1 protein-coding gene is annotated in these 851 nt (G+C 35.0%); it reads left to right on the top strand.

The genetic code is table 11. The features are described 5' to 3' along the window. Positions 1-802: PfkB family carbohydrate kinase (locus FUA24_RS07585; RefSeq protein ID WP_148541152.1), on the top strand; the 802-nt coding region annotated here is incomplete at its 5' end. Positions 803-851 lie beyond the last annotated feature (49 nt).

Here is an 851-nt window from a genome sequence, read left to right as displayed (position 1 = left end):
AGATACCGCTGCCGTATCAGTAGTTGGCGGAGATTTTCCTCAAGAATATTTAGATTTATTATCAAACAGAAACATCAATCTTCAAGGCGTAGAAATTGTTAAAGAAGGTAAAACCTTTTTCTGGAGTGGACGTTATCATAACGACATGAACTCTAGAGACACTTTAGTTACAGAACTAAATACCTTAGCAGATTTTAACCCTGTGGTTCCTAGTGAATATAAAGATGCTAATGTGGTAATGTTAGGTAATTTACATCCAATCGTCCAATCTAGTGTGCTAGATCAAATGACAAGTAAACCAGATTTGGTAATTTTAGATACCATGAATTTTTGGATGGATTCTGCATTACAAGATTTACACAACGTAATAAAACGCGTTGATGTTATAACCATAAATGATGAAGAAGCAAGACAATTAACTGGAGAGTATAGCTTAGTTGTGGCTGCAAGAAAAATTCATGAAATGGGCCCTAAATACGTAGTTATAAAAAAAGGAGAACACGGTGCATTGCTATTTCATAATGAAAACGTGTTTTTTGCACCAGCATTACCATTAGAAGAAGTGTTTGACCCAACAGGAGCAGGCGATACGTTTGCTGGCGGTTTTGCAGGTTACCTTGCTAAAACAAACGATTTTTCTTTTGAAAACATGAAAAACGCTATTATTTACGGCTCAACACTGGCCTCGTTTTGTGTTGAAAAATTTGGAACAGAGCGCATGGTTAATTTATCAAACGAAGAAGTACATAAACGATTACTGCAATTTAAGCAACTAACGCAGTTTGAAATAGAATTATCATAACACTTCGCGCTCAATTTTTGAGCGCGTTTTTAATTTAAAATAAATTTCA

The organism is Seonamhaeicola marinus, assembly GCF_008085455.1.
This window is presented reverse-complemented; position numbering and strand designations above follow the sequence as displayed.